This is a genomic window from Salinicola sp. RZ23, assembly GCF_003206675.1.
GTDB lineage: Bacteria > Pseudomonadota > Gammaproteobacteria > Pseudomonadales > Halomonadaceae > Salinicola > Salinicola endophyticus.
Genome location: NZ_PZJK01000012.1, coordinates 26,062 through 51,365, shown reverse-complemented (window position 1 = coordinate 51,365; position 25,304 = coordinate 26,062). Strand labels below are relative to the sequence as shown.

22 protein-coding genes and 1 other RNA gene are annotated in these 25,304 nt (G+C 68.2%); 14 read left to right on the top strand and 9 right to left on the bottom strand.

Going from position 1 to position 25,304, the window contains the following annotated elements; translation table 11 throughout:
- The first annotated feature begins 44 nt into the window (after nt 1-44).
- Entirely contained in the window at nt 45-1,226 is a 1,182-nt protein-coding gene (locus tag DOM67_RS12120) for an NAD(P)/FAD-dependent oxidoreductase (protein ID WP_110676205.1), read from the top strand.
- Between the two features lie 82 nt (nt 1,227-1,308).
- On the opposite strand, the gene DOM67_RS12115 is transcribed toward DOM67_RS12120, so the two are convergent.
- The 4 genes from DOM67_RS12115 to DOM67_RS12100 all read right to left on the bottom strand — a co-directional run bounded on the left by DOM67_RS12115 (nt 1,309) and on the right by DOM67_RS12100 (nt 3,321).
- On the bottom strand, nt 1,309-1,608 hold the full coding sequence (locus DOM67_RS12115) for a YqjK-like family protein (RefSeq protein ID WP_110676203.1): 300 nt from the start codon (nt 1,606-1,608) through the stop codon (nt 1,309-1,311).
- The gene (locus DOM67_RS12110) at nt 1,601-1,981 is read right to left on the bottom strand and encodes a phage holin family protein (RefSeq protein WP_188115179.1); all 381 of its coding nucleotides are present in this window, start codon (nt 1,979-1,981) and stop codon (nt 1,601-1,603) included. Before DOM67_RS12110 ends, DOM67_RS12115 begins: the two co-directional genes overlap by 8 nt.
- Nucleotides 1,981-2,322 carry a DUF883 family protein gene (locus DOM67_RS12105; protein WP_110676199.1) on the bottom strand — a complete coding sequence of 114 codons (342 nt, stop codon included), beginning with the start codon at nt 2,320-2,322 and terminating at the stop codon, nt 1,981-1,983. The genes DOM67_RS12110 and DOM67_RS12105 overlap by 1 nt, the downstream gene beginning before the upstream one ends.
- Before the next feature lie 75 nt (nt 2,323-2,397).
- Nucleotides 2,398-3,321, bottom strand: coding sequence for a phospholipase A (locus DOM67_RS12100; protein ID WP_110676197.1), 924 nt, complete (start codon nt 3,319-3,321; stop codon nt 2,398-2,400).
- A gap of 284 nt (nt 3,322-3,605) precedes the next feature.
- Between DOM67_RS12100 and mscK the strand changes: the two genes are divergently transcribed.
- Nucleotides 3,606-7,061 (top strand): mechanosensitive channel MscK, encoded by a 3,456-nt coding sequence (gene mscK, locus DOM67_RS12095; protein ID WP_110676195.1) that lies wholly within the window; start codon nt 3,606-3,608, stop codon nt 7,059-7,061.
- Between the two features lie 90 nt (nt 7,062-7,151).
- Here mscK and DOM67_RS12090 read toward each other — a convergent pair whose 3' ends face one another.
- From DOM67_RS12090 to DOM67_RS12075, 4 genes are read right to left on the bottom strand one after another with little or no spacing between them, the layout of a single operon-like run.
- The gene (locus DOM67_RS12090) at nt 7,152-7,901 is read right to left on the bottom strand and encodes a TlyA family RNA methyltransferase (RefSeq protein WP_110676194.1); all 750 of its coding nucleotides are present in this window, start codon (nt 7,899-7,901) and stop codon (nt 7,152-7,154) included.
- Nucleotides 7,898-9,058, bottom strand: coding sequence for an extracellular solute-binding protein (locus tag DOM67_RS12085; protein ID WP_110676356.1), 1,161 nt, complete (start codon nt 9,056-9,058; stop codon nt 7,898-7,900). Before DOM67_RS12085 ends, DOM67_RS12090 begins: the two co-directional genes overlap by 4 nt.
- Complete coding sequence (locus DOM67_RS12080; RefSeq protein WP_232825237.1) at nt 9,025-10,419, bottom strand: sensor histidine kinase; 1,395 nt, start codon at nt 10,417-10,419, stop codon at nt 9,025-9,027. Before DOM67_RS12080 ends, DOM67_RS12085 begins: the two co-directional genes overlap by 34 nt.
- Entirely contained in the window at nt 10,416-11,081 is a 666-nt protein-coding gene (locus DOM67_RS12075) for a response regulator transcription factor (RefSeq protein WP_110676192.1), read from the bottom strand. The genes DOM67_RS12080 and DOM67_RS12075 overlap by 4 nt, the downstream gene beginning before the upstream one ends.
- Nucleotides 11,082-11,396: 315 nt before the next feature.
- On the opposite strand from DOM67_RS12075, the gene DOM67_RS12070 reads away from it, so the two are divergent.
- The 10 genes from DOM67_RS12070 (at nt 11,397) to DOM67_RS12025 (ending at nt 20,514) form a co-directional block, all read left to right on the top strand.
- Entirely contained in the window at nt 11,397-12,383 is a 987-nt protein-coding gene (locus DOM67_RS12070; protein WP_110676190.1) for a tripartite tricarboxylate transporter substrate-binding protein, read from the top strand.
- Nucleotides 12,380-12,826: a tripartite tricarboxylate transporter TctB family protein gene (locus DOM67_RS12065; RefSeq protein WP_110676188.1), complete on the top strand. Its 447-nt coding sequence runs from the start codon at nt 12,380-12,382 to the stop codon at nt 12,824-12,826. Before DOM67_RS12070 ends, DOM67_RS12065 begins: the two co-directional genes overlap by 4 nt.
- A complete protein-coding gene (locus DOM67_RS12060) occupies nt 12,826-14,346 on the top strand; it encodes a tripartite tricarboxylate transporter permease (protein ID WP_110676186.1) in 1,521 nt (506 codons plus the stop codon). The genes DOM67_RS12065 and DOM67_RS12060 overlap by 1 nt, the downstream gene beginning before the upstream one ends.
- Nucleotides 14,347-14,579: 233 nt before the next feature.
- Nucleotides 14,580-14,676: signal recognition particle sRNA small type (gene ffs, locus DOM67_RS12055), an RNA gene on the top strand.
- Nucleotides 14,677-15,114: 438 nt separating this feature from the next.
- Nucleotides 15,115-17,481: a DNA polymerase III subunit gamma/tau gene (gene dnaX / locus DOM67_RS12050; RefSeq protein ID WP_110676184.1), complete on the top strand. Its 2,367-nt coding sequence runs from the start codon at nt 15,115-15,117 to the stop codon at nt 17,479-17,481.
- Between the two features lie 84 nt (nt 17,482-17,565).
- Entirely contained in the window at nt 17,566-17,892 is a 327-nt protein-coding gene (locus DOM67_RS12045) for a YbaB/EbfC family nucleoid-associated protein (protein ID WP_035473656.1), read from the top strand.
- The gene (gene recR, locus DOM67_RS12040; RefSeq protein WP_110676182.1) at nt 17,892-18,497 is read left to right on the top strand and encodes a recombination mediator RecR; all 606 of its coding nucleotides are present in this window, start codon (nt 17,892-17,894) and stop codon (nt 18,495-18,497) included. Before DOM67_RS12045 ends, recR begins: the two co-directional genes overlap by 1 nt.
- A gap of 139 nt (nt 18,498-18,636) precedes the next feature.
- Nucleotides 18,637-19,764 carry an HRDC domain-containing protein gene (locus DOM67_RS12035; RefSeq protein WP_110676180.1) on the top strand — a complete coding sequence of 376 codons (1,128 nt, stop codon included), beginning with the start codon at nt 18,637-18,639 and terminating at the stop codon, nt 19,762-19,764.
- A complete protein-coding gene (locus DOM67_RS12030; protein ID WP_110676178.1) occupies nt 19,761-20,072 on the top strand; it encodes a YcgL domain-containing protein in 312 nt (103 codons plus the stop codon). The genes DOM67_RS12035 and DOM67_RS12030 overlap by 4 nt, the downstream gene beginning before the upstream one ends.
- Nucleotides 20,065-20,514 carry a YcgN family cysteine cluster protein gene (locus DOM67_RS12025; protein ID WP_232825236.1) on the top strand — a complete coding sequence of 150 codons (450 nt, stop codon included), beginning with the start codon at nt 20,065-20,067 and terminating at the stop codon, nt 20,512-20,514. Before DOM67_RS12030 ends, DOM67_RS12025 begins: the two co-directional genes overlap by 8 nt.
- Nucleotides 20,515-20,604: 90 nt before the next feature.
- Here DOM67_RS12025 and DOM67_RS12020 read toward each other — a convergent pair whose 3' ends face one another.
- On the bottom strand, nt 20,605-22,704 hold the full coding sequence (locus tag DOM67_RS12020) for a prolyl oligopeptidase family serine peptidase (protein WP_110676174.1): 2,100 nt from the start codon (nt 22,702-22,704) through the stop codon (nt 20,605-20,607).
- Nucleotides 22,705-22,847: 143 nt separating this feature from the next.
- On the opposite strand from DOM67_RS12020, the gene DOM67_RS12015 reads away from it, so the two are divergent.
- Nucleotides 22,848-23,321, top strand: coding sequence for a hypothetical protein (locus DOM67_RS12015; protein WP_110676172.1), 474 nt, complete (start codon nt 22,848-22,850; stop codon nt 23,319-23,321).
- A gap of 120 nt (nt 23,322-23,441) precedes the next feature.
- Nucleotides 23,442-25,238, top strand: a complete 1,797-nt coding sequence (locus DOM67_RS12010; RefSeq protein WP_110676171.1) for a vWA domain-containing protein — start codon at nt 23,442-23,444, stop codon at nt 25,236-25,238.
- The last annotated feature ends 66 nt before the right edge of the window (nt 25,239-25,304 follow it).

Genomic DNA, 25,304 nt, shown 5'->3' with positions numbered 1-25,304 from the left:
GTTAGAATGCGCGCCCACTCAATGCCGCCGGGAGCCGTCAAGCCATGCCATCTTACGACGTCATCGTGATCGGTGCCGGCGCCGCCGGGCTGATGTGCGCACTCACCGCGGGCTATCGTGGGCAGCGGGTTCGGGTCATCGACCACGCCAACAAGGCCGGCAAGAAGATCCTGATGTCCGGTGGCGGGCGCTGCAATTTCACCAATCTGGCCACCGCGCCACGGCACTTCTTCTCGGGCAATCCGCACTTCGCGATCTCGGCGCTCAAGCGCTATACCCCGCAGCACTTCGTCGAGCTGGTCGAGCGCCACGGCATCGAGTATGTCGAGAAGGCGCCGGGGCAGCTCTTCTGCGCCGACTCGGCCAAGGCGATCGTCGAGATGCTGCTCACCGAGTGCGCCTGGGCGGGGGTCGAGGTCTCGCTCTCGACCACGGTCGAGCGGGTCGAGCGCCTGGGTGAGGGCGTACGCCTGAAGAGCTCCGCCGGCACGTTCGACGCCGGTGCCGTGGTGATCGCCAGCGGTGGGCTGTCGATTCCGACCCTGGGTGCCAGCGGTTTCGGCTACGATCTGGCGCGCCAGTTCGGGCTGGAGGTGACAGCGACCCGGGCGGCGCTGGTGCCGTTCACCGTGACGTCTCAATGGAAGACGGCGCTCGCCGCGCTCTCCGGGCTCTCCTGCCCGGTGGCGGTGAGCTGTGGCGATGGCCACTATCGCGAGCCGCTGCTGTTCACCCATCGCGGACTCTCCGGGCCAGCGATGCTGCAGGCCTCCAGTCACTGGGAGCCGGGCATGGCGCTGACGATCGATTGGCTGCCGCAGCTCGACGTGGCGGAGGCCTTGCGACAGGGTCGGCGCGAATCGCCGCGCAAGCGTCTCGCCGGTTGGCTCGGCGAGCAGTTGCCGCGCCGTCTGGCCCAGGCGCTGGGCGAGTGGCAAGGGTGGCCGGATACATCCCTGGCCGATCTCTCCAACGCTCAGATCGACGCCATCGCCGAGGCGCTGGCGCGGTGGCAGTTCAAGCCCGCCGGTACCGAGGGGTGGCGCACGGCAGAGGTCACATTGGGGGGTGTCGATACCCGTGCGATCTCGTCGAAGACCTTTGCGGTGGAGGGGCTGCCGCAACTGCGCTTCATTGGCGAGGTACTGGATGTCACCGGCCAGCTGGGTGGCTTCAACTTCCAGTGGGCGTGGGCTTCGGGGGTGGCCTGCGGTCAGGCGGTGTGAATCCGGGGATGTGGCACAAGAGACGACGGCCGCCGGAGAGGGGGCCGTCTAAAAACGTGTAGGTGCCGGCGCTGGCCGCGGCTCAGCGTCGGCGCCCACGGGTGGCGCGGTAGAGCGCCTTGCCGCGGTTGTACATCATCAGCCCGGTCAGCGCGCGCCGAAGCATACGGCCGGTCGCGCGTGGCTTGCGCGCGCTGCGCAGGGCGAACAGGCTGCCGGCCGCCATCAGCGGCACCCGCCAGCTCATCAGCTTGTCCCAGGCGTTGTCGATCGGCGCGGTGGCATCGCGCCATTCGCGCATGGCGGCAGTCATCTCCAGGCGCTGCTGCAGAATCTCGTGCTCGAGCGCCTCGATCCGCTGGCGGTGGCTGCGTTCACTCATGATCCGGCCTCAGTGCATCACGGTCGTGTTCGAGGTGTCGCAGCGTCGCCGCCATCAGCTTGCGCCGGCGGGCCACACGACGGGCGGCAAGGATCAACCCGGCGGCAATCACGAACAGAGCGCCGGCGCAGATCGCGATCGCCTGCAGACGATTCTCGTCCCAGTACATCACCACGATCAGCAGCAGCAGCATGCCGATGGCGAAGGAGAGCATGATCAGCCCCGCGCCGGCCAGCAGCAGCAGCGTGAGCAGACGCTCGCGCTCGGCTTCCCACTCGACCACGGCGAGACGCAGGCGCGTCTCGCCGGTATCGATCAGGTTGGCGATCAGTCGCCGCGCCGCACCGATCACATTCTCGGCGGGCCCCGCCATCAACGCCGCCCCAGCAGCAGCCCCAATACGACGCCGGCAGCCGCACCGATCCCGATGCTGGTCCACGGGTTGTCGTGCACATAGCGATCGGTGGCGTCGATCTGCTCCCGGGCGCTGTCATAGAGCGCCTCGCCGCGCGCTTCGAGCCGCTCGCGCGTATCCTGCAGGCGCTGCTGGGCGCGCTCGCGCAGCTCGGCGATATTGCTGCGCGAGTCATCGGCGGTGGCGTGGATCAGCTCCTCGACCGTCTGCGACAGGTGGCGCAGATCTTCCTTGAGCTGTTCGGTGGAGGCTTCGCGCTCACGTCCGGAGTGCTGGCCACCGGTGGGTTGCATGGTCATGGGTGTCTTCCTTTGACGATCGATTGGCGTGGTTATGACGAACAGCAGTCAGCATAGTCAGCCCGACGCCAGGCATCAACGCGTGCCGGGAATTCCGGCGAGGAAGGTGTTGATGCTGAAGCCCAGCCCGAAACGCTGCACGTCATGGTCGTAGTCGATCAGACTCTCGCCGTAGCCGCGGTAGTACTGCACGTAGCCGCGCACCTTGCCGAACAGCGGGAAAGAGTAGTCGAGCTGGCCGCCGTAGTGGGCTTGGCCCGGGTTGCCGCGCACCATCAGTGACACTTCCTGATCGCCGATCGCGCGCACCAGGGTGAAGTCGCCGTAGCCGATGTAGTCCTCGAGATCCGGGTTGTCATCGTCGCGCGCCTTCTCGGGAATGCGCCAGTGAGGCGCCAGGCTGAAGGCCCAGTCGCCGCGCTGGAAGATCGTCTCCGCGTAGAGGCGGTTCCAGCTACGCGACAGCGGGTCGGAGCGGCCATTGGACTGGTGAGCGAAACCGACCCGGTTGATGGTGTTGGTCCAGCCGAGCACGGTCCAGCTGTTGTCGAAGCTCATGAAGGCTTCCGGCTCGTAGTTGGTCTCGCGGAACGGTGATGAGGCCTCGGAGTTGTAGGCCTGCCACCAGCTGCGCTGGGTATAGGCGAAGTAGAGATCGCCATTGTGGCCGAGCACGTCGTCGAGCAGCTTGACCTTGAAGCTGAGCTGGAACTTCACCTCCGAGTGGTCGACGCCGCCATCGGTGGAGATCTCGCGGAAGTCCGCTTCGTCCGGGTTGGTGTTGTAGGTCCACGGCATGACGTAGTTGCGCCGGTAGGCAGTGATGGCCAGCGGATTGTCGGCCGTCTCCGCTTCCAGGTCGCGACGAATCTCCGCCTTCTCGCTCGCCTGCTGGACCGGGTTGGGGGTTGCCTCCGGGGTCTGTGCCAGCGCCAGGGGTGCCATCAGCGTGCCCATGACTACAAGGCTTGAGAAGGAGAGTGAGCGGATTGGCGTCATGAGACTGTCCTGTCGATAGAGTCCTGGTCGCGAAGGTCGGCCATGGCGAGTGCCGAGGCGCTTCGTGGGTCGTCGCGATATCCGGCGGCTGCGGCCCCGGAGTGCCATCGGTGGCGAGCCGGGGCGATCCGCGCATGCATATGATGCGCCACGCCCGGGCTGATGATAGAGCCAAGCGGGTCGGTGTGGCGAGCGGCGCTGGCGATCGTCGCTGAAACCCTGGAAAATCGCCCCGACGATTCCAGGGACGTTTCCCCGGGGGACGGTGTTTACAAGGAGTTGGCATGTCGGATCATCCGCTCGGGTCGCTCGCCGGGCGTGCGGCCCCTGGCGCCGCGCAGCTTATCATGCGCACGCTGCTGGCAGTGTGCCTATTGCTGGCCAGCGTGGTGGCGCTGGCGCAGCAGCCGACGGATCTGCCGTCGCGGCAGCGACTCGAGGCCGAGCTCGATAAGCTCAAGCAGATCGAGACACCGGACGAGCAGCAGAAGGCCGACCTGGAGCAGCTGCGGGCGGCATTGCAGGCGCTCGATGGGCTGGAGGCGACGCGCAAGGATCTCGATACGCTCGAGCGCAACGTGCGCCAGGCGCCCAAGGAGCGGAGCGAACTCCAGCGTCAACTCTCGGCGCTGAGCGATGATCGGCCACCGGATGCTGCGGCGCTCGACAAGCTCTCGGTGGATACGCTGGTCGAGCGCACCACCGGCGCCCTCGACCAGCTCGAGACGCTGCAGAACCAGCTGGCCACGGTCAACGCCCGCTTGATCAGCGCCGAGACGCTGCCGGAGCGGGCGCAGTCGGCGATGGCCGAGGCCATGGACCGGGCCGAGAAGGCGCGGGGCGAGGTGCGGACGCGCAGCGATGACGAGGACGCTGCCTTCGATCCTACCCAGGCGCGCTATCGGCTGGCGCTGGCCCTGGCTGAGCAGCAGACCGAGTACCACCGTCGCGAGCTGGCCAACAACACCCAACTGCGCGAGCTCGACGTGCTGCGCCGGGACCTGCTGGCGCGCCAGGTGGCGGGGGAGGAGGCGCGCCTCGACGCGCTGCAGGCGGCGCTCGACCGCGCCCGTCGGGCACAGTCCGAGCAGGCGGTGGCGGATGTCAGCGAAGAGGACGCCAGCACCATTGCCGAGCATCCGGTGCTGAGCGAGATCCAAGCCACCAATCGCGACCTCAGCGATCGCCTGCTGACGGTGACCGACCGCACCAACCAGCTGATTCGGCGGGCGATCGACGTGCGTTCGCAGCTCGATCGCGTGCGTCAGGTGCGGCGCACCCTCAACGAGCAGATCGAGGCGATTCGCGGCAGCCCCTTGCTCTCGCGCATTCTCAACGAGCAGCGCCACGCGCTGCCCGAGCTGGATACCCTGGGCGGGCTGCAGCAGGAGATCGCGCAGACGCGGCTCAGCCAGTTCGATCTCGTCGATCAGCGTGACGCGCTGCGCCAGCCCGAGGCGCTGGCGAAGAAGAGCCTGGAGGACGCCGGGATCACGGTGACGCCGTCACTGGTCGAGGCGCTGGTCAAGCTGTTCCGCTCGCGCAGCGAGATCCTCAAGCAGCTCGATGCCGAGTACGGCAACCTGCTCACCGTGGCGATCGATCTGCAGCTCAATCAGGAGCAGTTGGCGGGCATCACCACCTCGCTGCGCGGGATCATCGAGGAGCAACTGTTCTGGGTCGCCAGCGCACGCCCGTTGACGCTCTCCTGGTGGCGCGAAATGCCCGTCGACATGGCGCGCCAGGTGAGCCGCGGCGAATGGCAGCAGGCTCTGAAGAGTCTGTGGCAGGTGCCCGATCTGCGCGCCCTGGCGGTGATCCCGGTGGTGCTGATCACCGGCGTGCTGCTGCTGCTGCGCCGGCGCATCAAGGTGCGCCTGCTCAACCTCCATGAGCAGATCGGGCGGCTCAAGCGCGACACCCAGATGCACACCCCGCGGGCGATCTTCTACAACGCCCTGCTGGCGGCCCACGGCCCGCTGCTGCTGGCGGCGGTCGGCGGTCTGCTGCGTCTCGGCGGAGACGATTTCGCCGAACGCCTGGGCAGCACGCTGCTGCAGCTGGCGCTGGCCTGGGGCGTGCTCGGCTGGGCGCGCCGGCTGCTGGTCGCTGATGGCGTCGCCACGCGTCACTTCCACTGGGCCTCGGGCTATGTGGCGCGATTGCGTCGGCTGCTGCTGTGGCTGGGGTTCTCGCTGATCCCGGTGATTCTGATCAGCGGCATCTCGCCGGGCAGTCAGGCCGAGCTCTCGAGCCGTCCGCTGTCGCTGCTGCTGCTGCTCGCTGGACTGCTGGCCATGAGCGCGATTCTGGTGCGCCTGATCCTGGCCCACGTGCCCTATTTCGGGCTCAAGCTGTTCCGCCTGCTGCTGGGGTTGGGGCTGGCGCTGGTGCCGCTGATCCTGGCCGGGATGATCGCGCTCGGCTACGAGTACGCGGCGCTGCGGCTGATCGGACGCTTCATCAATTCACTCTATCTCTTCGGGCTGTGGATTCTGGTCGAGGCGACGGTGGTGCGCGGGCTGGCGGTGGCGCAGCGGCGGCTGGCCTATCGGCGTGCGGTGGCGCGGCGGCGGGCGCAGATCCAGGAGGGCGCCGAAGGCGGGCTCGAGGTGGTCGAGGAGCCGCCGCTGGACATGGAGCAGGTCAACCAGCAGTCGCTGCGACTCTCCAAGCTGATCCTGTTCATCGGCTTCACCTTCGCCTTCTATCTGATCTGGTCGGATCTGCTCGAGGTGTTCTCCTATCTCGATCACGTGCGGGTGTGGGAGATCCAGCACGGCCAGGGCGAGGCGATGACGGTCGATCCGATCACCTTCGCCGATGTGATCATCGCCCTGATCACGCTGGCGCTGACGATGATGATGGCGCGTAACCTGCCGGGGTTGCTCGAGGTGATGGTGCTGTCGCGGCTGAGCCTCAAGCAGGGCAGCGCCTATGCCATCTCGTCGCTGCTCTCCTACACCATCGTCGGCACCGGGGTGGTTGCGGCGCTGGGGACGCTCGGGGTGTCGTGGGACAAACTTCAGTGGCTGGTGGCGGCACTCGGCGTGGGTCTCGGCTTCGGTCTGCAGGAGATCTTCGCCAACTTCATCTCCGGCCTGATCATCCTGTTCGAACGCCCGATGCGGATCGGCGACACCATCACCCTGGGGCAGCTTCACGGCTCGGTCAGCCGGATTCGCATCCGTGCCACCACGGTGACCGACTTCGACCGCAAGGAGATCATCATCCCCAACAAGACCTTCGTCACCGACCAGCTGATCAACTGGTCGCTGTCGGACAACGTTACTCGGGTGGTGCTGACCTATGGGGTCGCCCATGGCTCGGATCTGGACACGGTGCACCAATTGCTGCGCCAGGCGGCCGAGGCCAACCGTCGGGTACTCAAGGACCCCGAGCCGCAGGTGTTCTGTATCAGCTACGGGCCGACCGCGTTCAACTTCGAGCTGCGTATCTTCGTCAATGATCTGCTCGACCGGCTCTACGCCAGCGACGAGATCAACCGCGAGCTCGACCGGCTGTTCCGCGAGCACGGCATTCGCGTCGCCTTCAACCAGATGGATGTGTGGCTGCACGGCGACAACGGCCAGGCGGCCAAGGTCCAGACCCGCCGCCCCGACGAGACGGTGGCGCTGGGCGAGCCCAGCCGGCGCCAGGCGCGCAGCGGCGACGATGGCCACCTGGGTGACGCCGACGTGGGCGGCGCCGGCCCGGATGGCGGGGATGGCGGACGCTGACGCGAGCGCCTGACAGGTGCCATCAGGGCGCGGGTCCGGGCGCCTATGAACAGGGCGCGGGGTCGGGCGCCCAAGTCAAGCGCCCGGCGTTCAGGCGCGCCGGGCGTGGAGCAGGAACTCGCGATTGCCGTCGCCACCCTGGATCGGGCTCTCGCACCAGTGGGTCAACTGCAGCCCGACGGCGCGGCAGTGGGTCTGCAGGGTCTCGGCGACCTGCTCGAAGAGCGCGGCGTCGCGCACGATGCCGCGGTCGTCGACCCGCCCCGGGCCGACCTCGAATTGCGGCTTGACCAACGAGAAGAGCTCGCCGCCCGGCGCCAGCACCTGGGCGATCTGCGGCAGGATCAGCGTCTGCGAGATGAACGAGACATCCATGACCACGGCATCGATGCCGCCGGGCGCCAGCTCGGCGAGCGCAGCGTGGGGCAGGGCGCGGGCATTGACTCCCTCCAGGCAGGTGACCCGCGAATCCTCGCGCAGGCTGGCGTCGAGCTGGCCGTGACCGACCTCGATACCGATCACCCGAGCGGCGCCGAAGCGCAGCGCGCAGTCGCTGAAGCCGCCGGTGGACTGGCCGATGTCGAGCACGCAGAGGCCGTCGAGGCGACGCTCGAGGGCGCTCAGCAGCGCCTCCAGCTTGAGCCCGGCGCGCGAGACATAGCGCTCCTCAGGAGCGGACTCGATCTTCAGTGCGGTCTCCTCGGGGAGCTTCTCGCCGGGCTTGTCGGCGACCCGCCAGCCGCGGCCATCGTCGATGCTGACGTAGCCCTGGCGGATCAGCCGCTGGGCACGGGTGCGTGACCGCAGCTGGGCGGCCACCAGTTGGTCGAGACGTTTCATGGAGAGGGGGATTCCTTGTCGGCGTCAGGCAGTGGCGCGGGGTCGGCCAGCGGCCCGTCGGAAAAGGTGGTGCGGTTGGCAAAGGCCTGCTGCCACTGTTCGAGCAGGGTCTGGCGCTTGAGCGTATCCAGGGTGGCGAGCAGGCCGGGGCCGATCTGGACCGGCCGGATGGCGTCGCCGAGACGTTCGCGCAGGGCGCTGGCGGTGCCGGGACCGCTGACCCCGGGGTCTACCGCACCCAGCGTGGTGCGGGTCGCCAGCAGTGTCTGCGCCGGGCGCCCGAGCAGGAAGTCGATGAAGCGAGCGGCGGCTTCCGGATGCGGCGCGCCACGCTGGCGCATGACCAGGCGCTGCAGTACCAGGGCATAGTCGCGCGGGATCACCATCTCGAGTTCCGGGTGATTCGCCACGTAAGCCTGGGCGTAGGAGCCTATCAGGTTGTAGCCGATCCAGTAGCGGCCCGCGCTCAGCCCCTCGAGCATCGCCGACGTGGTCGCCTCGAGCGCGGTGTGGCTGCGGCCGAGAGCCGCCACCAGGTCCCAGTAGCGCGCCGAGATGCGCGCATCCTCGATGGCATAGGTGTAGCCGGCGCCGCTCAGTCGCGGGTCGTAGGTGACCACCCGACCCTTGAGCAGATCGGTATGCGCGTCCAGCCGCGCCAGCAGTTCGGCGTGGCTCTCGGGCGGCGGCATGTGCGCGGCGAGATCGCGCCGATAGACCATCACGATCGGCTCGAAGGTAAAGCCGAACAGCTCGTGGCGCCAGCGTGCCCAGCGCGGCCAGGCGGCGGTGATGGGGGAGTCGAGCGGGCTGGAGAGGCCGGCGTTGGCCAACTGGTACTGCCACGGCATGGCCGGCGACATGATCACGTCGGCCTGGGGGGTGTCCTGTTCGGCTAGCACCCGCTGATGCAGCGCCAGGGTGTCCATATGGTGATAGACCAGCGCGATCTCCGGATGGCGCTGCTTGAACGCCGCCAGCAGCGGACGCGCCTGGGGCGGATCGAGGACGCCATAGATCGTCAGCGGAGTTGCCGGTGTGGTGCTGGCAGCGAACTCCAGGGTGCCGGCCAAGGCCGGCCCGCCCAGGGCGGCGGTACCCGCCAGGCCCAGCAGAGCGCCGGTCAGGCGGCGTCGGGAAAGGTCAGGGTGATGCATAGGCCAGGGCGTTCCGGGTGAGCGGGGTCGCTGTCCGCGAGGATGAGGCGGCAGCCGTGGGCGCGGGCGATGCTGTCGACGATGGCGAGTCCCAGGCCGGTGCCGCTGCCCCCCTCGCGGCCGCGATGGAAGGGGCGCAGCACCAGCAGGCGCTGCGACTCGGGGATCCCGGGGCCATCGTCTTCGACGCGCAGTCGCGGCGGACCGGCGAGCACGCTGACGGTGACGCGCCGGGCGCCGTAGAGGGCGGCGTTCTCGAGCAGATTGGCTAGTGCTTCCTCGAGCTGCCAGGCGGTGGCGGCGACCACCACCGCCTGGGCCGGTGTCTCCACCCCCAGATCGACCCCGCGCCGGTCGAAGCTGGCGAAACCGCTGCGCACCGCGCGCTGGGCCAAGGCACAGAGGTCGACCGGGGTGTGTGCCGGGGCGGCCTCGGGGTTGTTGAGGCGGGTCAGCGACAGCAGCTGGCCGGCCAGGCGGGCGGTCTGGGCGGCGGCGGCGTGCATGCTGTCGAGGGCGCTGCGCCACTGTGCCGGATCGGTCTGGCGCAGTGCCAGCTCGGCGCGGGCGGAGAGCCCCGCCAGCGGTGTGCGCAGCTGATGCGAAGCGTCGCCGATGAAGCGCTCCTGGTTGGCTCGCACGCGGCGCATGCGGGCCAGCAGCTCGTTCAGGGTCTGGCGCAGTTCGTCGAGCTCTCGCGGTAGCTCGAGCGACAGCGGTGCCAGCGTGCGCGGGTCGCGCTGGCGGATCGCCCGGCGCAGCCGTGTCAGCGGTTCCAGTGCAAAGCGCGCCGAGAGCAGGACCACCACCATCGCCAGCAGCGCGATCAGCGCCACGTTGAGCAGGCTCGCCAGGAACAGGCGGTTGGCCAGCGCCGTGCGCCCCTCCTGAGAGTGGGCCACGCGTACCTCGAAGCGGTCGCTGCGATCCCATCCTTCCAGACGCGAGCGGCGCACGCCCAGGCGCAGTGCCAGGCCGCCAACGTCGACATCGGCGTAGCTCATCTGGCCGCTGGGCGGGGGCGGCAGCGCGGGCAGGGTGCGGTTACCGGTGACGAAATGCCCCTGGGCGTCGTAGAGGGCGTAGAAGACCCGCTCTTCGGCATCCGTCGCCAGCATCTCCAGCGCCGACGGGGGCAGGTCCATCCACAGGCGGCTCTGCTGCCAGCGCACCTGCTCGGCGATCGACAGTGAGGCGGCATCGAGCAGCCGATCGAAGGCGCGGTCGGCGGCGGCCCGCGAGGCGAACCAGCTCTGCCCCAGGATCAGCGCCGCGACCAGCGCCAGCGGACAGAGCAGCAGCACCGTCAGGCGGCGGTAAAGGCTAAGGTGCGCCAGACGAAAAGGCGTGCCGGCGGTCACTGGGTCTCCAGCAGATAGCCGATGCCGCGCACCGTGCGCAGGCCGATGCCCGAGTCGGCCAGACGCCGACGCAGGCGGTGCACATAGACCTCGATGGCGTTGTCGCCCACGGCCTCGCCGGCGAACGCCTCGTCGATCAGGCGCGCCTTGTCCACCGGCTCGCCGGCGTAGCGCAGCAGACAGGCGAGCAGGCGGTGCTCGCGGGGCGGCAGGGGCAGCGGCGTCTCGCCCAGGCTGAAGCGCTGACGCTGCGGATCGAGGCGCAGCGCGCCCAGGCTCGGTGGCTCGTCCGCGCTGCGCCGGCGCAGCAGCGCACGCACGCGCGCCTCCAGCTCGTCGAGTGCGAAGGGCTTGGCCAGATAGTCGTCGGCGCCGAGATCGAGCCCCTTGACCCGGTCCTCGATCGCCGCGCGGGCGGTGAGAATCAGCACCGGTGTATGGCGATCCACCGCGCGCAGGGTGGCCAGCACCTCCAGGCCGCTGCGCGTGGGCAGATTGAGATCGAGCAGCACCAGCGCATAGGTGTGGGGCTCGCCGAGGCGCGCCGCAGCGACCCCGCCGTCAGCGATGTGCTCGACCTGCTGTTCGGGCGTGGCGAGGGTCGCGACGAGGGTGTCGGCGAGCAGCGGATCGTCCTCGACCAGCAGCAATGTCGGCGGCATGGCAGCGGCTCCTGCAGGGCTGTGGCGGTGAGTCTCGGGGCGGCCAGGCGATTGTAAACGATCGTGATGGGTACGCATTCAACTTTAGTTGGCATTTGCCGCTACGCCGTTGACCGGGTGAAAGCGGGGCGCCTAAATTCCGCCTACGGGAACAGGGTTCTGCCTTACAGAATTGTAAGGTTCGCTCGCTCCGCGTCGGGCGTCACGCTGGATGTGCTGCTTCAACGGCAGCGCGGCCTGTGGCATGACGACGTTCGCTCAAGGACAACATTTGCTTCATCACAATGCTTGCTTCATGAAAACAAAGGAGAAGCCATGATTTCCTCCAAACCCTTGAAATGGGTCGCCGCCGCCGCCCTCACTCTGGTCGCCTCCAGCGCCATGGCCTTCCAGCCCTCGGGCAAGGTCGAGTGTATCGCGCCGTCCGATCCAGGTGGCGGCTGGGACTTTACCTGCCGCAGCGTGGGTAACGTGCTCGAAGAGCTCAAGCTGGTGCCGGCCAGCGTCCAGACCATCAACATGGCGGGCGCCGGCGGCGGCGTGGCGTTCGCCCACACCGTGAGCAAGCGCAAGGGCGACGACCAGCTGCTGGTGGCCGCATCCACCGCTACCACCACACGTCTCGCCCAGGGCCAGTTCCCGGGCATGAACGCCGACATGGTCAACTGGATCGGGGCCGTGGGTGCCGACTACGGGGTGATCGCGGTCTCCAAGGATTCGCCTTATCACAACCTCAACGAGCTGATGGACGCGATCAAGAAGGACCCGCGGGCGGTCAAGTTTGCCGGCGGTAGCGCCAACGGCGGCTGGGATCACCTCAAGGTGCTGATCGCAGCCAAGGCGGCCGGGGTCAAGAACCTGCCGCGGATTCCCTATCTCTCCTACAACAACGGCGGCGAAGCGATGACCCAGGTCATCGGCGGCCACGTCGACGCCTTCACCGGTGACGTCACCGAGACCCAGGGCTTCCTGAAGTCCGGCGACCTGCGCGTGCTGGCGGTGCTCTCCGACGAGCGTCTGCCGGGCGATCTGTCCAACATCCCCACTGCCAAGGAGCAGGGCATCGACGCGGTCGGCCCCAACTGGCGCGGTTTCTACATGCCTGCCGGGATCGACGACGACGCCAAGCAGTACTGGGTCGATGCCATGGACAAGCTCTATGCCAGCGATCAGTGGAAAAAGGTCATGGCCAGCAACGGTCTGATGCCGTTCCACCCCAAGGCGGATGAGTTCCAGGCCTTCGTCAAGCAGCAGATCCAGGACATCAAGGCGCTCTCCAAGGAAATCGGGCTGATTCAATGAGCAAACTCAATGACCGTGTCTTCGGCCTGGTCATGCTGGTCGTCGCCGTGGCCTATTTCTACGGCGCTACCCAGTTTCCGGTCCCCTTCGGGGGATCGGAAGCCGTTGGGCCCGAGACGTTTCCCAAGATCCTGGGGGTGGTGCTGGCGATCTGCAGTCTCTACATGATCGTCAAGCCCGATCCCGATAACCACTGGCCCGCGCTGCGTACCTTTGCCGAGCTGTGCATCGCCGTGGTGGTCCTCATCGTCTATGCGCTGCTGCTGGAGCCCCTCGGCTTCATCCTCGCCACCACGCTGGCGGTGGGTACCCTGTGCTGGCGCATGGGCGCCAAGCCGCTCAAGGCCTATCTCACCGGGCTGATCAGTGGCGCCGTGGTCTTCGTGCTGTTCACCTACGGCCTCGAACTGCCGCTGCCGCTGGGCTTGCTGGAGTTGAACTGATGGAAACGCTGCACTATCTGTCGCTTGGCTTCGGTGTCGCGCTGCAGCCAGAGAATTTGATGTTCGCGCTGATGGGGTGCTTCATCGGCACCCTGATCGGCGCGCTCCCCGGGCTCGGCCCGGCCAACGGCGTGGCGATCCTGATCCCGCTCGCCTTCACGCTGGGGCTCAAGCCCGAAACCGCACTGATCATGCTCACCGCGGTCTACGCCGGGGCGATGTACGGCGGACGTATCTCATCGATCCTGCTCAATATCCCCGGTGACGAGCCGGCGATGATGACCTGTCTCGACGGCTATCCGATGGCGCGCAAGGGCAAGGCCGCCGAGGCCCTGGCGATCTCAGCCATCGCCTCCTTCATGGGCAGCCTGATCGCCACTGTCGGTTTGATCCTGCTGGCCCCGATGCTGGCACGCTTTGCGCTCACCTTCGGTCCGGCGGAGTACTTCGCGCTGTTCGTGCTGGCTTTCGCCACCCTGGGTGGGATTACCGGCAAGAACCCGATGAAGACGCTGATGGCCGCGGCCATCGGGCTGATCATCGCCACCGTGGGGATCGACCTCTCCACCGGCACCCAGCGCTACACCTTCGGCGTGCTCGAGCTCTACGAGGGGGTCGATTTCATCATCGCCATCGTGGGTCTGTTCGCGGTTTCCGAGCTGCTGTTCTTCATCGAGGAGAAGGCCGGCAAGGGGCGCGAGATGATCAAGATCAATCCGCTCAAGCTCAACTGGCGCGACATCGCCTCGATCTTTCCGACCACTCTGCGTGGCGGGGTGCTGGGCTTTATCGCCGGGGTGCTGCCGGGGGCCGGGGCGTCGCTGGGCAGCTTCATCACCTACACCCTGGAAAAGAAGATCCTGGGCAAGAAGGGCTACTTCGGCGAGGGGGACCCGCGCGGCGTGGCGGCGCCCGAGGCGGGTAACAACGGTGCCTCCAGCGGTGCACTGGTGCCCATGCTGACCCTGGGCGTGCCGGGCAGCGGCACCACCGCGGTGCTGCTGGCGATGCTGGTGTCGCTCAACATCACGCCCGGGCCAATGATGTTCACCCAGAACGCCGACCTGGTGTGGGGTGTCATCGCCGCGCTGCTGGTGGGCAACTTCATGCTGCTGTTGCTCAACATTCCGCTGGTCGGGGTGTTCGTGAAGATCCTCTCGGTGCCGCCGATGTATCTGCTGCCGATCGTGACCATGGTCGCGTTCGTGGGCATCTACTCGATCAGCCACTCGACCTTCGATCTCTACTTCATGATCGCCTTTGGCGTTGCCGGCTATATCCTGCGCAAGCTGGAGATTCCGCTGGTGCCGGTGATCCTGGGGCTGCTGCTGGGGCCAGAAATGGAGAAGAACCTGCGCCACGCGATGCAGATCTCCGATGGTGACTGGTCGATCCTGTGGAGCAGCGGGCTCTCGATCGGGCTATGGCTGGTGGCGATCCTGGGGCTGCTGTTGCCGGTGATCGTCGGTCCGATCCTGCGCAAGCGCATGCAGGCAGCCAAGACGCAGATCGGCGACTGATGCCGCTGGCCGCACGTCAATCACGCCCCGGTGCTGGTCACCGGGGCCTTTGCGTGGGGGCCGATGAGGCGGGATTTATCCTCACCGGTTGCTGGCGCGCGGATACGCTGATATAGTTTGCGCCGCTCGACAACGCCTCGGCGTTGTCGGCAACGATGCAAGGTGGCGATGGCTGTTCGATCGCGTCGCGATCGGCACCTTCAAGCGCCCAGCATCGCGTTTATGGTGGCCCTTACCGGTCCTCCCGCAACGCTAAACCGCAAACCCCGCCAGGCCCGGAAGGGAGCAACGGTAGTGGTGGCCGCGTGTGCCGGGATGTGGCTGGTCGGGGCCGCCTCCATTTCTGGCCTGTGTTTCACGCCAGTCTGCGTTCTTCTCCCCCGCGTTGATCTAGCCTCTATTTCTCCTGCCCAAGTCTCTCGGGCTCGTCGGTCTGTCTCGAACGTCACTGATCCTCTGCGCACCTCTGTTTCGGCCTTTGCTGCCTGGGCGGGCGTTGTCGCACCGGTTGGCTGTGTTTGCCCGGGTTTTTTGGCTTTCTGAGCGCTGGCACGACCTGCATCGCGTCTCGGGCCGGGTGTTCCCACTGCGCTGGCGCGTGCTTGCGTATGTGTCGGCGCTCGGCGGGGGTGGTCGCCTCGTCACCCTTCGCTCGATCCTGCTAGAATGGCGCGATCATCGCCGCTCCCTGACGCTGGCCGTGCCACCCTCTGCGTGGCCGGGTCGCCGGGAGAGGGTCTCGCCCAGCCCCAAGGAATTTCGCGTCGCATGAGTTATCAGGTTTTGGCCCGCAAATGGCGTCCTCGCACCTTCCACGAGCTGGTGGGGCAGGATCATGTCAGTCGGGCGCTGGTCAACGCACTCGACCAGGGGCGGCTGCACCACGCCTATCTGTTCACCGGGACGCGAGGGGTCGGCAAGACGACCCTGGCGCGTATTCTCGCCAAGTGCCTCAACTGCGAGCAGGGCGTAGGATCGACGCCCTGCGGCGTGTGCCAGACCTGCCGGGATATCGACGATGGCCGCTTCGTCGATCTGATCGAGGTCGATGCCGCCTCGCGGACCAAGGTCGAAGACACCCGCGAACTGCTCGACAACGTGCAGTACGCGCCGACCCAGGGCCGCTTCAAGGTCTATCTGATCGACGAAGTGCACATGCTCTCCACCCACAGCTTCAACGCCCTGTTGAAGACGCTGGAAGAGCCGCCGCCGCACGTGAAGTTCCTGCTCGCCACCACCGATCCGCAGAAACTGCCGGTCACGGTGCTGTCGCGCTGTCTACAGTTCACGCTCAAGAACATGCCACCGGAGCGGGTGGTCGAGCATCTGACCCGGGTACTCGAGGCGGAGCAGGTGGCCTTCGAACCGCCGGCGCTGTGGCTGCTGGGCAAGGCCGCCGATGGCTCGATGCGCGATGCCCTGAGTCTCACCGATCAGGCGATCGCCTTCGGCCAGGGTGAGATCCGTCGCGGCGACGTCGCGGCGATGCTGGGAACGCTCGATCATGCGCACCTGCTGGCACTGGCCGAGGCGCTGGCGGAGGTGGATGCCGAGCGGCTGCTGGCGGAGGTCGCAGCGCTGGCCGAGCAGGGGCCCGATTTCGCCGGGATTCTCGACGAGATCGCCGGGCTGATGCATCGCCTCGCCATCGCCCAGATGGTGCCCAGCGCCCTCGACAACGGCCATGGCGATCGTGATCAGCTGTTGGCCATGGCCTCGCGCTTCACCGCCGAAGATGTCCAGCTCTATTACCAGATCGCGCTGCAGGGTCGCGGCGATATCGACAACGCGCCGGATACCCGCACGGCCCTGGAGATGACCCTGCTGCGGATGCTGGCCTTCCGCCCCCAGGGGGTGCCGACGCCGCCGCAGACCGATCTGCCGCTGCGCGGCGAACAGCCTTCGAGCCAGTCTGGAAGCGCCCCGGCAGCGCCTGCCGCTGCGCCATCGGCTCCTGCCTCGACGGCCAGCTCTCCGGCGCCGACGCCGGCTGTCGATGCATCGGCCCCGACGCCGGCCGTGGAGTCGACGCCCGAGACATCGGCAGCGCCATCTACGCGTGTCGCGCCTCCGGCGCAGACACTCGCCCACGCCGAGCCCGCTGCGGCGTCGCCCCAGCCGGCCCCGGCGGCGGACTCGCCGCCCTGGGCGGTCGAGCAATCGGAAACTGGCGCGCCATCTGCCACGACGCAGGCCGTGGATTCATCGGCCCCGACACCGGCCGTCGATTCACCGGCCCCGATGCCGGCCGTGGATGCAACACCCGAGACCCCGGCGGCGGCGCCGTCTCGAGCCGCCGCACCCCAGGCGCAGGTGCCGGCGTCCGCCGCAACCGCCGCTCCGGCGCCCGGGCAGGCAGGGGATACGCCGCCCTGGGCGGTCGAGCCAGCGTCAGCGGGTGCTTCATCGGACCCAGCACCGGCCGCAGCGTTATCTGCCGCGACGCCGGCTGTGGACTCGTCGGCCTCGACACCAGCTGCAGGGGGAGAGCCGTCGATGTCGTCGGCCGCCCATGAGCCCGCGGTGCCGATCGCCGCGGATGCCGAGCCCGCATCCGAGGGGGCCTGGGATGCCGACCCCGACTTCGACGACGCCGATCTGGCCCAGGACCAGGCCGCCGCCGAAGCCGCCTATGCCGACTGGCAGGCGACGCCTGAGCCAACAGCGGTGGAAGCTGAGGAGGAGCGCCAGCCGGCGGCGGCAAGTGCCACTGCGGCCATGGCGCCCGCCGCGGCGGGGGAGCATCTGACGCATGCGGCCTGGCTCGAGCGCTTCGATACGCTGGAGATCGGCGGTCTGACCCGTAATCTCGCAGCGCACTGCGTGGTGACCCACGACGATGGCAAGACCCTGGCGCTGACACTCGATCCGGGGCAGTCGGCGATTCTCTCCGAGATGCATGTCGAACGCATCACCAAGGCGCTCGCGGCCCAGGGCTTCGCGCGTCGTGTGGCGATCGAGGTGGGGCCGCTCGATGGTCGCCTGGAGACCGCCCGCGACAAGCGCGACCGTGAAGCGCGCGAGCGTCATGCGCAAGCGGTTGAAGCGCTGCGCGGCGACCCGCACGTTCATGAGCTGGAGTCGCGCTTCGGCGCCCGTCTGCTGGAAGAGAGTGTGACCAGCGACCGGGTCTGAACTGATGAGTGGCCGCCGCAACTGCCGGTGTGGCCCGAAGTTTCCCATTTCAATCGATCCCAACGTCGTTCCAAGGAGTGCGAGATGTTCAAAGGTGGCATGGGCAACCTGATGAAGCAGGCTCAGGAAATGCAGGAAAAGATGCAGCAGGTGCAGGAAGAGATCGCCCAGATGGAAGTCTCGGGCGAAGCTGGTGCCGGCATGATCAAGGTCACCATGAATGGTCGGCATGACGTCAGCCGGGTCGAGATCGATCCCTCGCTGATGCAGGAAGACAAGGAGCTGCTCGAGGACCTGCTCGCCGCCGCGGTCAATGACGCGTCGCGCAAGGTGGAGAGCCAGTCCAAGTCACGCATGGAAGAGGTCTCCTCCGGCCTCAATCTGCCGCCGGGCATGAAGCTGCCGTTCTGATGAGCTTTTCGCCGCTGGTCGAACAGCTGCTGGAGAGCCTGCGCGTGCTGCCGGGAGTCGGACCCAAGACTGCCCAGCGTATGGCGCTGCATCTGCTCGAACGTGACCGTGACGGTGGCCGCCGGCTGGCCGAGGCCCTGGTGCAGGCGGTGGAGTCGGTCGGCTACTGCGAGCGCTGCCGCACCCTGACCGAAGAGACGCTGTGCGGCGTGTGTCAGGACGCGCGACGCGACCCGCGGCTGCTGTGCGTGGTCGAGTCGCCGGCCGACATGCTGGCGATCGAACAGGCTGGCGGCTATCGCGGCCAGTACTTCGTGCTGCATGGCCACCTTTCGCCGCTCGACGGTATCGGTCCCGACGACATCGGTCTCGATCAACTGGAGGCACGGTTGGCGGCAGAGACGGTCGATGAGGTGATTCTCGCCACCAACCCCACGGTCGAGGGCGAGGCAACCGCGCACTATATCGCCGAACATCTGGTGGGGCAGGCGGCCAAGCTCTCGCGCCTGGCCTACGGGGTGCCCATGGGCGGGGAGCTCGAGTATGTCGATGGCGGCACGCTCAGTCGCGCCTTCCTCGGGCGCCAGCCCTTCGCCCGCGAGTGAGTCGGGCCCCGTGCGACCCCTCCGCGGGTGCCGCCTGGATGGCGGCGGGGCTTTGCGCCACGCCGCATCTTGCCGTATCCAGCGTCTTCACACGTAACGCGGCCGCGGCCGTGACGCGCTCAACCATGAAAGAGTCCGAATGACTGTCGACACTCCCATTGAATGGATCGATACGCCGGCGGGTCTCGCCGCCGCCTGTGCCGCCCTGGCCGACGCCGAGGTGCTGGCGCTGGACACCGAGTTCTTCCGCGAGACCAGTTTCTACCCGGTGCCGGCGCTGGTGCAGCTCAGCGCCGGCGAGCGTATCTATCTCATCGATCCCCAGGCGGTGGCGGCGGACGAGGCGCTGCGTGCGCTGCTCGCCGGCGGTGCGCCCAAGCTGATCCACGCCTGCAGCGAGGATCTCGAGGTGCTGGCGCTGTGGGCCGGGGTCGAGGTCGCGCCGCTCATCGACACCCAGGTCGCCGAGTCGCTGCTGGGTGAGTCGGCGGCGATCGGCTATCGCGGGCTGGTACAGGCGCGCTGTGGGGTCGATCTGCCCAAGGAGGAGACCCGCTCCAACTGGCTCGAGCGTCCGCTGAGTGCGGCGCAGCTCGACTACGCGGCGCTCGACGTCTATTTCCTGCCCGAGATCTGGTCGCAGCAGCGCCAGGCGCTGGAGGCGCAGGGGCGGCTGGCGTGGCTTTACGAGGAGTGCGCTGCGCTCGGCGCCGGGCGCGACGTCAATGCCGGCGAGCGCTGGTATCTGCGTCAGCGTCAGCTGTGGCGGCTGACGCCGCGTCAGGTCGAGGCCTACCGTCTGATGACGCGCTGGCGCGAGGCGGAGGTGCGCCGTCGCGATACGCCGCGGGGGTGGCTGGCCAAGGATGGACTGCTGTTGGCGATCGCCGAGGCGATGCCCGCCAACCGTTTTGAGCTGGCCGCGGCCGACGGTGTGACGCCGGCGCTGGTCAAGCGTGAAGGGGATGCGCTGCTGGCGCTGGTCAAACAGGCGCAGCACGCCGACGAGGAGACGCTGCCGACACCGCCCCCGGTACCCACCGCGCCGGCCTTCAAGCGGCGCATGAAGGCGCTCAAGCAGGTGGTCGGCGAGCGTGCCGCGGCGCTGGGACTGGCGCCGGAGCGGCTCTCCAATCGCGCCGAGATGGAGGCGATCGCGGCGGCGCACCTCGGTGGCCAGGCGCTGCCGCTGCCCGGCGGCTGGCGGGGTGAATGCCTGGCGGCCCCCTGGCGCACCGCGCTGGCCGAGCTGGAGGGGGCGGCATGAGCGACAGCGAGCGGCATCTGCTGTGTGAAGTGGTCAAGAGCGCCCGCCTCGACGAGATGTATCTTTATCTCGACAAGGCGCAGGGCATGGCGGCGGTGCCGGAGGCGCTGCGCGAGCGCTTCGGCCGCCCGCTGCCGGTGATGACCCTGCTGCTGCGCGCCGAGCGGCCGCTGGCTCGGGTCGATGTCCACCAAGTGATGGCGGCGATCCGCGCTCAGGGTTTCTATCTGCAGATGCCTCCGGCCAAGGAGGGCTATCTGCTCGATCTGTTCACTCCCCGCGATAGGGATGAGCCGCCCCATGCGTGAGCGATTCTGGGAACGGTTCACGCTCGAGGAGCTGACGCCGCAGGAGTGGGAGGCGCTGTGCGACGGCTGTGGCAAGTGCTGCCTGGTCAAGATGGAGCACCCGGAGAGCGGCGACGTGGCCACGCTCAATGTCGCCTGCCGCCTGCTTGATATCGACAGTTGCCGCTGCGGCGACTATGCCCACCGCTTCGAGCGGGTGCCGGAGTGTACCCAGCTCAGTCTCGCCAATCTCGATGAGTTCCACTGGTTGCCGCACAGCTGCGCCTATCGCCGCCTGTCCGAGGGGCGCAAGCTGGCCAGCTGGCACCCGTTGCGCAGCGGCGACGATCGGCGCATGCACGCCCGTGGCATGAGCGTGCGCCACTTCGCGGTGAGTGAGCGCGAGGTCGACGAGGCGGACTACGAAGCGCACATCATCGATATCCTGCCGCTACGCGACTGACCCCTCCCTCAGCATCTCTGGCTGCCCTGCGAACCCACGGGTCATCGCCTCCTGCTGCGGCCGGCCCGTGGGGCCGGCCGTATTCGCATTTCACTCGGCTTCCTGCTGCGGCTCACCCGGTGACACCTGCGGCTCTGCGACGCCCAGGGCCCACAGCAGGAAGGCGTCCTGGCGGGCGTTGTCGCGCCACGCCTTGAAGCGCCCGGAGGCGCCGCCGTGACCGGCTGCCATATCGGTGCGCAGCAGCACCGGGCCGCGGGCGCTGTCGAGCTCGGTCATGCGTGCATAGAGCTTGGCCGGTTCCCAGTAGGGGACCCGGGAGTCGTGCCAGCTGCCCTGCAGCAGCACACTGGGGTAGGGCTGCGGGGTCAGGTTGTCCAGCGGCGAATAGTTGCGAATGCGCCGACGCGCGGCGGGCTCCTCGGGGTTGCCCCACTCGGTGTACTCCGCCGTGGTCAACGGCAGGTCGGGATTCTCCATGGTGCGCAGCACGTCGACGAAGGGTACGTCGAGGACCGCGGCGCAGAACGCGGTCGGCTCCAGGTTGAGGCTGGCGCCGACCAGCAGGCCGCCGGCGCTGGCGCCGTAGGCGGCGATACGCTCGGGGGCGGCGAGGCCTGAGTCGACCAGGGCGTGGCGTGCGGCGAGGAAGTCGCGGAAGCTGTTCTCCTTGTGCTCCAGCTTGCCGGCCAGGTACCAAGGCTCGCCGCGGTCGCCGCCGCCGCGCACGTGGGCCACGGCGAAGGCGACCCCGCGCGCGAGCAGCTCGAGCCGGGCCACCGAGAACCAGGGGTCGAGCACCTCACCATAGGCGCCGTAGCCGTAGAGCAGGGTCGGCATCGGCGTCTGCCCCAGCAGGTCGGCGCGGGCGACCACCGAGACCGGGATGCGCTCGCCGTCGTGGCCCTTCGCCCACAGGCGGCGGCAGGTCAACTGCGCCGGCTGCAGGTCGCCGTGCAGTGTCTGACGCTTGAGCAGGCGCTGCTCGCCGCTGTCGAGATCGTGCTCGACCCAGCGCACGGGGAGTGTGAACGACTCCTCGCGCAGGCGCAGGCGGCGGGCGTGGAAGTCCGGTGTGTCACCCAGTGCCAGGCTGCATGGCGCCTCCGGCAGCGGCAGACGATAGCCGGGTACGTCAGCGGCAGCGCTGGTGTCAGTGCCCGGCGTGAGTTCGATCGCGCGCAGATAGACCTGGGCCTCGTGGTGGTCGCGTTCGGTGAGCATCAGGCCCCAGGCGAAGGCGTCGACGCCCTCGAGGGTGACATCCTCGCGATGCCCCACCAGCGGCTGCCACTGATCGGGCGCACTCACCGGAGCGGTATCGAGGCGGAAGTGGGCAGCATCGCGATTGTGCAGCACATAGAAGGTGTCACCGCGGTGGTCGATGCCGTACTCGATGCCGCTTTCCCGCGGGCGCACGCAGCGCGGTGCGCGCTCGGGCTCGGCGGCGGGGATCAGATGGCACTCGGCGGTGTCCTTGGAGGCGGTCTCGATCACCAGCCACTGGCGCGAGCGGGTCTTGCCCACGCCGACCCAGAACTCGACGTCGGGCTCTTCGAACAGCTTGGCGCAGCGGTCGCTCTCCACGCATAGCCGCCAGACGCTGGCGGGGCGCTGGGTGGCGTCGTAGCGGGTAAAGAGCAGGGTACGATTGTCCTCGGCCCATAAAAGCTCCGGCCCCAGACGCCGGCGCAGCCGGCGCGGTTCGCCGTCCGGCAACTGCTTGAGATAGAGATCGAAGAACTCGTTGCCACTGACGTCCTCGGTCCAGGCCAGCCAGCCTTCGTCGGGGGAGAGCGCCATGTCGCCGAGCTCGAGAAAGGCGTGATCGGCGGCCCGCGCCTGCAGATCGAGGATCAGTTCGGGGCCGACGTCAGCATCAGCGTGGCATGCCTGGCGCCACCAGCGCGGATAGTCGGCGTCGGCGGCGGTCTCGCTCCAGTAACGGTAGTGGCTGAGCGTGGTCGGCAACCCGGTGACGGCGAGTTCGCGGCGCGCCAGATGACCGTCGTAGAGCGCATCCTCGAGGGGCTTCAGCGGCGCGAAGAAGCCGTCGCTCTGGCGGTTGGCGGCGCGCAGGAAGGCCTTCACCTGAGGGTCGTCGCGTGACTCCAGCCAGTGCCAGGCGGGGTCGTCGTCACGGCGGAAGTGGCTGACGGGGGAGGGCTCGGGGGTCTGGGCGCGGGGCATAGGCGATCGGGCTGCTCGGGTGGGTAAGTCGCATGGCGAGAACGCCGCCGCGACCCGACCCTCTGGCACGGACCCCGGGCGGCTGTGCTTTCCAGGCGGGGAGTGTACCATGTCCCAAACCGTTCGAATCGAGAGTCGTCATCATGCTGTTTTCCGATTCCCTGCCGCAGCTGTGGCTGAGCTACGCTGCCCTCTCCTGTGTGGTTCTGGTCACCGGCTATCTGGGGGTGCGGCTGTTGCCGCTGTTGCCGCGTCTGGTGCTGGTCGGCGTGGTCGCCGGGGCGCTGTGGATGGTCGCCCCCTTCACCCTGCCACTGTTGCAGCCGGGGGAGACCTACTCCGGTCTGGCCCCGGCCATCGTGGTGATGGCGGTAGGGGTGCTGCAACACGACAGTAGTCAGGTCTTCGGTGCGCTGCCGCTGCTACTGCTGGGGGCGGCGCTCGGTGCGGTCGTCGGCGCGCTGGCGTGGCGCAGACTGCGTCGCCGCGGCGATGACGAGGATCGCTCCGGTGGCCGCGGCGGCAGACAGCCGTCGGGTGCCACCCGTGCTGCCGCCACGAAAAAGACGGGTGGGCGTGGCAAGGGTGGCGGTCGCCGCGAACCGATGGTCGGCTGATTCGGCCTCGCCTGCGGGGCTTCAGTGGGCGGCCGGGGCGGAGTCGCGCCGGCGCTTTTTTTGGACAGGGTTTCGTGCGCACGCCAGCGTCGGAGCCGGGTGGCAAGAAGGAAGCGCGGCATGCGTGCGTTGAGGGTATGGCTGGTATGTCTGTTCGGTCTGCTGCCGGGCTGGGTGCTGGCGCAGACGGCGCCGGACGTCAGAATCGTGGTCGATGTCTCCGGCAGCATGAAGCAGAACGACCCCAGCAACCTGCGCGCCAACGCGCTGGATCTCGCCGCTATCCTGCTGCCGCAGGAGGCGCGCGGCTCCATCTGGACCTTCGGTACCACCGTGGCCAACCCGGTTCCCGATGCCGGGGTCGACGATGCCTGGCGTCAGCGGGTGAGCCAGCTGATGCCGCAGCTCACCGACTACCAGCAGTTCACCGATATCGAGCGGGCCCTGACCCGCGCCGCCGCCGCGCCGCCCCAGGGGCCCAATCGCCATCTGATCCTGCTCACCGACGGCATGATCGACCTGCCCGCCACCGGCGGCGACAAGCGACAGCAGGACGCGGCCTCGCGGCAGCGGGTCATCACCGAGCTGGCGCCCAAGCTGGCGGCAGAGGGGGTGGCCGTCCATCTGATCGCGCTGTCGCGCAACGTCGACCTGCCGCTGCTCGAGCAGGTGGCGCAGACCACCGGCGGTCTGGCGGTGGTGGCCGATACGCCGGATCAGTTGCTGCGCGCCTTCCTCGACGTGCTCGACCGTATCCTGCCGGGAGACCAGGTGCCCATCGATGCGCAGCAGCGCTTCACCGTCGATGACGATATCCAGGCCTTCAACGCGCTGCTGTTCCACGCGCCGGAGGCCGGCTCGCCGGTACTGATCGGCCCCGACGGCCAGCGCTATTCCCGCGACGACCATCCCGGTCGGGTCGAGTGGCAGAGCAGCGACCGCTACGATCTGATCAAGGTGCCCGATCCGACGCCCGGCGAGTGGCGGATCGAGGGCGCCATCGGCGGCGACAGTCGGATCGGCATTCGTGCCGATATCGCGCTGCGCAGTGCGGCGCTGCCGGCGACCCTCTACCGCGGTTTCACGACGCCGCTGGATGTGTGGCTGGAAGCGCAGGGTCAGCGTCTGGAGGGCGATGCGCTACCGGCCGGGCTCACGGTGCGCGCCGAGCTGCGTGACCTCGATGGCAATCTGCTGGCGCAGACGACGCTATCGCCCCAGGCGGGGCACTTCCGCGGTGAGCTGCCCGGCGCAGCGCAGCTGGGCAACGCGCGCCTGGTGATCACCGCGCGCAGCGATCGCCTGATTCGCCAGCGGGTGCAGGCGGTCAACGTGGTCGCGGCACTCAGCGCCGAGCTCAGCCAGGACGGCTCGCGCATCGTGATCCGTGCCAACCACCCCGACCTCAATGCCGACAACACGCGGCTCAGCGCCGAGCTCACCGGCAGCCCGCTGACGGTCCAGCGCCTCGATGCGCGCACCTGGGCGGTAGAGGTGCCGCGTACCGATCCCAATGCCTCGCTGCCGGTGACGATCTCCGCCGAGGCCGACCTCGATGGTCGTACCTTGCACTTCGACCTGCCCATCGTGCGTTTGAACCCCGATGCCGCGGTGGGGCTCACCGGGGCCGATCTATCAAGTGCGGTGCAGAGCCAGCAGCGGGAGCAGGACGATAGTTTGGGCAGTGGTAGCGACGACAGTTTCACCGATGGCTTGTCGGCGTCGCAGATGGCCGATGCGGCCGTGACCAAGGCGCGCGAAGGCTGGCAGGTTGCGCGCCCCTATGTCGAGCGTTATGCCCAGCGGCCGGTCACCTGGATCGTGATCGCGCTGCTGGTGTTGCTGCTGCTGCTCGAACGCTGGCGCCGCGCCGCCAGCCGGCGACGTCGGGCGCGGCGCTCGGAGCCCTCCCTGTAAAGGCGCTGTTACCACCTTGGTGGCAGCGCCGTCGCGCGGGGAACCTGATATAAGTGAGTTATTCAA

Excerpts from the sequence above, each read along its gene's own strand:
- DOM67_RS12100 (WP_110676197.1), bottom strand. The coding sequence starts at position 3,321 with ATGACGCCAATCCGCTCACTCTCCTTCTCAAGCCTTGTAGTCATGGGC.
- DOM67_RS12030 (WP_110676178.1), top strand. The coding sequence starts at position 19,761 with ATGAGCGACAGCGAGCGGCATCTGCTGTGTGAAGTGGTCAAGAGCGCC.
- DOM67_RS12035 (WP_110676180.1), top strand. The coding sequence starts at position 18,637 with ATGACTGTCGACACTCCCATTGAATGGATCGATACGCCGGCGGGTCTC.
- DOM67_RS12090 (WP_110676194.1), bottom strand. The coding sequence starts at position 7,901 with ATGAAACGTCTCGACCAACTGGTGGCCGCCCAGCTGCGGTCACGCACC.
- DOM67_RS12110 (WP_188115179.1), bottom strand. The coding sequence starts at position 1,981 with ATGGCGGGGCCCGCCGAGAATGTGATCGGTGCGGCGCGGCGACTGATC.
- DOM67_RS12070 (WP_110676190.1), top strand. The coding sequence starts at position 11,397 with ATGATTTCCTCCAAACCCTTGAAATGGGTCGCCGCCGCCGCCCTCACT.
- DOM67_RS12025 (WP_232825236.1), top strand. The coding sequence starts at position 20,065 with ATGCGTGAGCGATTCTGGGAACGGTTCACGCTCGAGGAGCTGACGCCG.
- DOM67_RS12065 (WP_110676188.1), top strand. The coding sequence starts at position 12,380 with ATGAGCAAACTCAATGACCGTGTCTTCGGCCTGGTCATGCTGGTCGTC.
- DOM67_RS12010 (WP_110676171.1), top strand. The coding sequence starts at position 23,442 with ATGCGTGCGTTGAGGGTATGGCTGGTATGTCTGTTCGGTCTGCTGCCG.
- dnaX (WP_110676184.1), top strand. The coding sequence starts at position 15,115 with ATGAGTTATCAGGTTTTGGCCCGCAAATGGCGTCCTCGCACCTTCCAC.
- DOM67_RS12120 (WP_110676205.1), top strand. The coding sequence starts at position 45 with ATGCCATCTTACGACGTCATCGTGATCGGTGCCGGCGCCGCCGGGCTG.
- DOM67_RS12085 (WP_110676356.1), bottom strand. The coding sequence starts at position 9,058 with ATGCATCACCCTGACCTTTCCCGACGCCGCCTGACCGGCGCTCTGCTG.
- DOM67_RS12105 (WP_110676199.1), bottom strand. The coding sequence starts at position 2,322 with ATGACCATGCAACCCACCGGTGGCCAGCACTCCGGACGTGAGCGCGAA.
- DOM67_RS12060 (WP_110676186.1), top strand. The coding sequence starts at position 12,826 with ATGGAAACGCTGCACTATCTGTCGCTTGGCTTCGGTGTCGCGCTGCAG.
- DOM67_RS12020 (WP_110676174.1), bottom strand. The coding sequence starts at position 22,704 with ATGCCCCGCGCCCAGACCCCCGAGCCCTCCCCCGTCAGCCACTTCCGC.
- DOM67_RS12045 (WP_035473656.1), top strand. The coding sequence starts at position 17,566 with ATGTTCAAAGGTGGCATGGGCAACCTGATGAAGCAGGCTCAGGAAATG.
- DOM67_RS12075 (WP_110676192.1), bottom strand. The coding sequence starts at position 11,081 with ATGCCGCCGACATTGCTGCTGGTCGAGGACGATCCGCTGCTCGCCGAC.
- DOM67_RS12115 (WP_110676203.1), bottom strand. The coding sequence starts at position 1,608 with ATGAGTGAACGCAGCCACCGCCAGCGGATCGAGGCGCTCGAGCACGAG.
- DOM67_RS12015 (WP_110676172.1), top strand. The coding sequence starts at position 22,848 with ATGCTGTTTTCCGATTCCCTGCCGCAGCTGTGGCTGAGCTACGCTGCC.
- recR (WP_110676182.1), top strand. The coding sequence starts at position 17,892 with ATGAGCTTTTCGCCGCTGGTCGAACAGCTGCTGGAGAGCCTGCGCGTG.
- mscK (WP_110676195.1), top strand. The coding sequence starts at position 3,606 with ATGTCGGATCATCCGCTCGGGTCGCTCGCCGGGCGTGCGGCCCCTGGC.